The organism is Brevinema andersonii, from assembly GCF_900112165.1.
Classification (GTDB): domain Bacteria; phylum Spirochaetota; class Brevinematia; order Brevinematales; family Brevinemataceae; genus Brevinema; species Brevinema andersonii.
The window spans coordinates 21,571-28,433 of sequence record NZ_FOKY01000013.1 but is presented as its reverse complement, the minus strand read 5'-3'; the positions used below and the strand labels follow the sequence as shown (position 1 = coordinate 28,433).

The window sequence follows — 6,863 nt, the reverse complement described above, 5'->3', positions numbered from 1 at the left end:
CGAAGAACTCCAGCCAGGAAAAGGAAGGATTATGGTGCTGGCCATCCTTTATTGCCTTTCCGATAGAAAAAAATACATCCCTACCATAAACTCTGCCCAAAGACTCGTCAGGAATGACTATATCTTCTGGAAATGGAGAACAGGAACTAGTTACCATATACTAACTCAAGAAAACAAACTTTCCGAATGCCGTATTCGTGTGATTATCAATAATATCCTCCATCAGAGGAAAACAAGGAATCAATAAGTAAGAAAGAGCAGAAAGAAAGACAATAATATCCCTCCCTATTAATATTTTGGGGAGGGATTTCAGCATTAAGGATGATGAATCCTTAAGCCTTAAGGGAGAATTGGGGGCTCTCTTCATGGGTTTATTCTACTAATTCATCTTTTCTCTTTTTACTTCCTCACTATCTGAAAACAATAGCATAAATTTTTTGACAAATTTTAATTTTTATAGTTCAAAAACTGAAAAACTAAATGTTATATGACACTCTCCTATTTTAGTTTGCCATCGAACAGCATCCAAGCAGAATCTCTCAACTTTCATTTTAAAATTTTTCCCGTTTCTCTAGCAGGTTCAACATATGATATCCGTATTAATGGATTTGGTTTTTATACACCTGTTTTATTAATCATCAGCTTAATATCGTATGGAATACTTTTTTTTAATAAAAAAACCGATAAACGAATTCTTTTTTATATTGGAGCGATTTGGTTATCTGTTCTGATTATGCCTAGTTCCTGGTGGGCACGCTATGTTCCACAAATGTGGATTGCTTTACTGCTTTCTGCTATTTTTTTGGTTTCCCTTCAAATCAAAAAAATATTTTATTACAATATTTTTATTACGATCTTATCAATAAATTATATTATGTTTTTCACTGATATTTATAAAATTTTCAACGCAAGTGCACATGCACGAATACTTTTCGACAATTTTTCAGGAAAAAGCGTATTAATTAATGGACCCAATGACCTTGGAGGTAATAATACTTATTATTCCTTCATAGAAAAAGCAGATAAAAATAATATTTCCTATCAAATTTCTAATGAAAGATTTTTCGGTCGATTTTGGTCTTGAGAAGTTATAGAGTTTAACACCAACAATCTTAAAAAAAGAGGCTAATATGAAAAATCCCCCCCCCCCCCCACACACACACACTAAAAGAAATTGATCTCGCTTTTAAAATCTTTATTATTACAACTTTAACACTATTTTTAGTGTATTACTTCCTGCCGCTTACTCAAGACGACTGGCAGTATTGTCAGTATATGGAATAACACCCTCTTTATATTTCCCGATACATGGATGGCATATGGGGCGCCATTTTTCAGAAGTCCTCTACATACTCAGCCTCAAAGGCTTAGGTCAACTCATTGGTGCTGTAATCGGTAATTTTTACATAGGAATCAAAATCTCTCAAGCTATTTTTGCTCCTGCTATTATTTTAAGCCTGGTATACATTTCATCGCTTTTTGTTAATAATAAAAATAAATCAGAAAAACAATTAACGATTATCCTTTTACTGCAGATGTTCTATTAGGTTGCAACTCCTAATAATTTTCCTGTTCAATGGTTTTACACGTACATTGCACAAATCATGGGATCACTGCTTCTTACTCTTACTGCATGGCTGCCTATTCTCTATTTTTATCGTAAGGGATACCTCCCAAACTTTATGGAAAAAATCCTTATCTTTTTTACGGTATTATGCTTCCCATTTTCTATATGGGAACCCAAGTTAACGATCATGCTAATTGGTTAGGTGTGGGGTTATCTATTGCTACACTTATTTTTTTATGGACCCATCAATTATTTCCGTGTTTTTTCAAACCAGATATCAGACCATCAAAATTACTTTGGCTATTACTACTAACTCATATTGCACATGGATTATGGGCAGTTTACAGAAATATCTTCTCTGGTCGTTTTTGGTATCAAAAACAAGTCCTTAATTTTTCTTTTGAAAAAATATATCAAACTATTTTTTCAGGCTCAATTTATCAGGATATTTCGATAATTTTAGGTATTCTTATTGCATTTTGGTATTGTTATCGTTTTTTCAAATATAAATCCATATCAAGAGGAGAATATCTTAACTTCTCTTTGCTTGTTTGCTCACTTATCTTGATTTTGGCAGTAGCTATAATGTGAATACCTATTATTCGCCTGTTTTATGGTCACTCTGGATTGCTGAATTAAAAGTTTTTATGGATGCTTATAACAAACACAAGAAATTTTTTCAAATTTTTCTGCCTTTAATGATTTTTAGTTCTTTTGTTGCGATGTTTTCTGACTTCGACCAAGGGATTGCAGGATTTGAAATCAGGCAAAAAGATGATTCACAATGGCTACAAGATATTATCAGAACCAGCCAGCAAAATCAAGTATTGATACTAGAAAAAGATACTGCAGAGCGAATTAATACCATACCTAATTCTATTGCTGATTGGGCACTACACTATAACTATATACAGAAAAAAATTCTTATTATGATCACAAATAATAAAAACTAATAGTTATTTTATAGGCATAACTTACTATTAACGATAAAAAATACTACCATCCAATAAATTCATAGAAATAATTCTAAAACTTTTGGATAGTATTATAAAATTCATCATAAGATAATTTTATATTGATACAGTATTGGTAAATAATGACAAATACAAAAAGAGCATCATAATGATGCTCTTTTCTACGGTAAGCGCAAGACCTTACAAAGCATTCTTTGTGTATCTCCGCCTATGATTCCGTACTAACGTCCCTGTTCCGTCGGATAGGCGGTTTTACTATTGATTTTGTTCGTTTTGCTGGTAACGGCTTTTCACGCCAGTATATTCTAGTCTTTGTTTAGCATACTCGTACTGTAGAAGATTTTCATATAAACGTATATTAACGGCCCCTCCTTGATTTTCTTGGCGTTTTCTAATGATCCCCCACTCAGATTCATCATCGATATCGTTATCATGCTGCAAGGCATAAGGAGAATATTCAATTTCCGACGATCCTATATAGCTGATAAAATTATTTCCCGCATAATTCCCTTGCCTGTAAATAACAAAACTGTCAAAATGAAGCAATGGGATAGAATCAGGATAGATAGGATGCACAGGCAAAATTTGGTCTTCGATGCTTTCAGAAAATTGCGAATTATTATAAACCAGTTTGCGCCAACCCATATACATCAACGAACCGACAGGAAATTCAACAATTTTATTTTGAATATTTCGAACACGAACACCCATAGTAAAGGGAAAATTACGTCCATTGACCCATATTGAAAAAGATTTGACCCGCCCGACATTAGTAACAACGCCATTATTAATATTAGCGTAAGCACCTGTTCGGGTAAAAGGCATGATCGGAAAAGTTGGCCGTATATAAGCTTCACCGGGAAACGGCCAATCAGGAAAACGAACACGCACTCCCAAAACTGTACCACGTTCGGAGCTGTTGATTTTTTTGGAATAGGAATCCTGTTGTGATAATGGATTTTCGCCTGCCGAATTTGTTAAAGTTACCAGCCAATTATTGAGCATAAACATTTCGGATCCCAATTCCGCAACAGGACTTCCGTTCTCAGAAACCAAACGATTTTCACGATTGGTGTATATTTGTTGAATTTGTTCTTCAAAAGTATTAAAATCTAGAAATGTCTGCACATTCTGCGTAAAAACAAGCTGTGGAAACACAATATATACCCAAAAAACATTATATTTCATTTTTTACCCTTTTCTCAAATATAAATATTTTTCGGCACTTTTCTGAAAAAGATAAGATTATTGTTACTTTCCTATACAAAATTGAGAAAAAATCCTGTCCAAAATAGCATTATCATTAGTTTTTCCAGTTATTTCTTCAACAAAAATACGAGCTTTTCGAACATGAGACACCGTTAACTCTTCAAACTCTTGATTACAAAGACATTTTTTTGCCATTTGAAGTTCCTTTTTTGCCGACTTAAGCAAATTTTCTTGCCGTGCGTTTGCAATTAAAATATCATTTTCAGGATCAATACCTTCTTTTCGATAGAATTCAGCAATAAAATCAAAAATTTGTTCCAAACCATCACCGGTTGCCGCAGAAACTGAAATTTTCCTTCCCTCCTCAAAACTCTCCAGTGACAGCACACAAGGAAGATCTGACTTATTCAGAATAAAACAAACTTTATCGGCAGGGAGTTGCTGTAATATCATTAAATCATCATCTTGAAGCTGCTGTGACGTATCAATCACAACAAATACCATATCTGCTTCCTCTAGAATTTTTAGGCTACGTTTTGTGCCTTCACGTTCGATAGGATCCTCTGTCGACCGAATACCCGCCGTATCAAAAAACTTTATCAGCAATCCTCGTGCACTCATTGAAAATTCCACTACATCCCGCGTAGTGCCTGCAATATCGCTGACTATGACTCTATCCTCACCAGCTAATGCGTTCAGAAGAGAAGATTTACCGACATTAGGACGCCCAATTAAAGCAACTTTTATCCCGTCAACGCTCATACGGCCTGTCTGAGCACCAAGCAATAAAGTATCAATTTGCAGAATACACTCGTCGATCCTCTGTAGTGTGTGAGATTGAGTTTCAAAGTCTAAATCTTCATCAGCATGATCAATAGCTGCTTCCAACATAGCAAGCAAATCCAACACAGCATTATGCAAGTGATGAATTTTAGCAGAAAGCTTGCCTTCCAAACGTCCCAAAGCTTGGGTATGTGCCATTTTCGTTTGCGCATGCGTTAAATCTCGAATAGCTTCTGCTTCCGTAAGATCTAACTTTCCATTGAGAAAAGCCCGCATTGTAAACTCGCCCGGAGCTGCTGCTGCAATACCATGCACCAACAAAACACGCATCATCTCCTTCATAATGAACGGACTACCATGCGTCCAGATTTCCAATGATTCCTCACCTGTAAACGAGTGTGGAGCATGAAATATACCTACTAACACTTCATCAATGCATTGGCTAGTATCCGGATCAATCCACTTTCCATAAGCAATAGTATTAGGCTTGCGATCACTCAACGTTTTTTCCGAGCGAAAAAAACAGTCACATTGGCTGATACAACCTTTACCAGAAATACGAATCATACCAACAGCTCCTATTCCTTGAGCGGTAGCGGGAGCAGCGATAATTTTTTCTGAAATCATTATTATCCTCACAAAATAAGTCGGTTTTTGCCGGCTTATTTTTTATTTTTTTCCTAAACTGTCATCCAGATTAATCAATTCTTGTTCGATAATTGAAAAAATATTCTGTACAGTCCAATACAACACCAACCCTGAGGGCATATTCCAAAACAAAAACAAAAACATAACCGGCATCAAATAACTTTGCATTTGCATTTGTTTCTGCATTTCGTTCTGCGAGGTCATACGCCCTTGCTGCAGTAACACAGACACCAATTGCAGCAACGTCATAATAATTGGAAGCAGATTAAAATGGAAACTTCCTATCATAAACAAAGAATCAGGAAGTGTAAGATCCTTCATCCATAGAAACCCTGCTCCTCGTAACGCTACTGAACGCGATAGTACACGAAACAATACAAAAAACACAGGTATTTGCAACAAAAGAGGCAAACACCCGCCTAAAGGATTTGCTTTTTCCTGTTTGTAGAGTTCCATGGTTTTTTGCTGGAGGGTTTGGGGATCGCTTCCCCATTTTTCCTGAAGTTTATTGAGTTTCGGTTGGAGCAGTCGCATTTTTTTCATTGAAATTGCTGATTTTATGGACAACGGAAGAAGAAGAAGTTTCACAGCAAGCGCAATAAGAACAAGCATCAAACCAGCACTCCCTGTTTTTCGGAGCATGAAATCCAAAAACCATACTGTTGCCTTTTCGATTGGTTTCATAAACCAATTAAAAATTCCTGGCCAAGCAAATAATTTGTTATAATTTTTATCAATCGATGAGATAATATTTTCCTGCATAGGTCCCAAATAATACTCCAGACTGAATTCTAATGCTCCATATGCAGGAATATTGGTAGCAAGCACTTGAATTCCTGTACCAACACGCTTTTTACTGCCAGAATCAAAAGCATTATAAATAGCCATTATACAGCTGTCAGAAGGACGAATAATATTAATGAAAAAATTGTCAGAAATTGTCAGCCATCGTGGATAAGGCACAAATGCCATAGCATTTGCTAGACCGGTTGCTCCTAATGATTGAAACCTTGATTTTTTTAATTTGGTATCGAAATAACGATAGCTTAAAATATTATTGTTGTTCGATGAAATACGCGTAAAATCAAACAAACTAGCAAAAGTAAAAGCAACACCTCCAAAATCAAGCTCAACATTATGAGAAGACAAGTTGGATAAAATAAGTTTTTCTATAACGCGGCCCTGATCGGAAAAAACAATATCTCGAATAATTGAAATATCAGCATCCGCAAGCATAGCTTGCCCACGCATCTGAAGTTGAGATTCTGAGATATTACTAATATTGTAAACAGGGCGAGCATCATTAGTGATAAGATCAGTATACGTACCAAAAATAAAATCAAAAGGATAAGCTGTATGCTGAATATCACTAAGAATAATATCATTTTGCAAGCGGTTCCAACCGCCATTAATAGAAATTTCGACAGCACGGCCTGCATAATTATTGAACATTGCTTTGAGGGAACCATCCGGAGCTTGGATTTTATTAGTTTGACGGTTTTTCGACTCGGAATAAACAATCCCATGAGGCAATACAGTCTGTGCAAAAATTTCCGTAGTCATTAGAACATTTGCAACCGTAAACACATAAACTATAAATTTTTTTATTGTTTTTTTGGACATGATTCCCTCCTGAATGAGACAAGTCCCTCATATTCTACAATAAAATCGCCGGAAGGTCA

The 6,863-nt window shown here is 35.6% G+C and carries 7 protein-coding genes; 4 read left to right on the top strand and 3 right to left on the bottom strand.

What is annotated here, in order from left to right; translation table 11 throughout:
* The first annotated feature begins 487 nt into the window (after nucleotides 1–487).
* The 4 genes from BM018_RS05730 (at nucleotide 488) to BM018_RS05715 (ending at nucleotide 2,520) form a co-directional block, all read left to right on the top strand.
* Entirely contained in the window at nucleotides 488–1,084 is a 597-nt protein-coding gene (locus BM018_RS05730; protein ID WP_092319527.1) for a hypothetical protein, read from the top strand.
* A gap of 235 nt (nucleotides 1,085–1,319) precedes the next feature.
* Nucleotides 1,320–1,547 (top strand): hypothetical protein, encoded by a 228-nt coding sequence (locus BM018_RS05725; RefSeq protein WP_092319525.1) that lies wholly within the window; start codon nucleotides 1,320–1,322, stop codon nucleotides 1,545–1,547.
* 167 nt (nucleotides 1,548–1,714) lie between these two features.
* The gene (locus BM018_RS05720; RefSeq protein ID WP_092319523.1) at nucleotides 1,715–2,158 is read left to right on the top strand and encodes a hypothetical protein; all 444 of its coding nucleotides are present in this window, start codon (nucleotides 1,715–1,717) and stop codon (nucleotides 2,156–2,158) included.
* On the top strand, nucleotides 2,155–2,520 hold the full coding sequence (locus BM018_RS05715) for a hypothetical protein (protein WP_092319521.1): 366 nt from the start codon (nucleotides 2,155–2,157) through the stop codon (nucleotides 2,518–2,520). Before BM018_RS05720 ends, BM018_RS05715 begins: the two co-directional genes overlap by 4 nt.
* Nucleotides 2,521–2,796: 276 nt before the next feature.
* On the opposite strand, the gene BM018_RS05710 is transcribed toward BM018_RS05715, so the two are convergent.
* The 3 genes from BM018_RS05710 to yidC form a co-directional block, all read right to left on the bottom strand.
* A complete protein-coding gene (locus tag BM018_RS05710) occupies nucleotides 2,797–3,729 on the bottom strand; it encodes a flagellar filament outer layer protein FlaA (RefSeq protein WP_092319519.1) in 933 nt (310 codons plus the stop codon).
* Nucleotides 3,730–3,792: 63 nt separating this feature from the next.
* Nucleotides 3,793–5,160, bottom strand: a complete 1,368-nt coding sequence (gene mnmE, locus BM018_RS05705; protein ID WP_092319517.1) for a tRNA uridine-5-carboxymethylaminomethyl(34) synthesis GTPase MnmE — start codon at nucleotides 5,158–5,160, stop codon at nucleotides 3,793–3,795.
* A 42-nt stretch (nucleotides 5,161–5,202) separates the two neighbouring features.
* A complete protein-coding gene (yidC, locus tag BM018_RS05700; RefSeq protein ID WP_092319515.1) occupies nucleotides 5,203–6,804 on the bottom strand; it encodes a membrane protein insertase YidC in 1,602 nt (533 codons plus the stop codon).
* Between the last annotated feature and the right edge of the window lie 59 nt (nucleotides 6,805–6,863).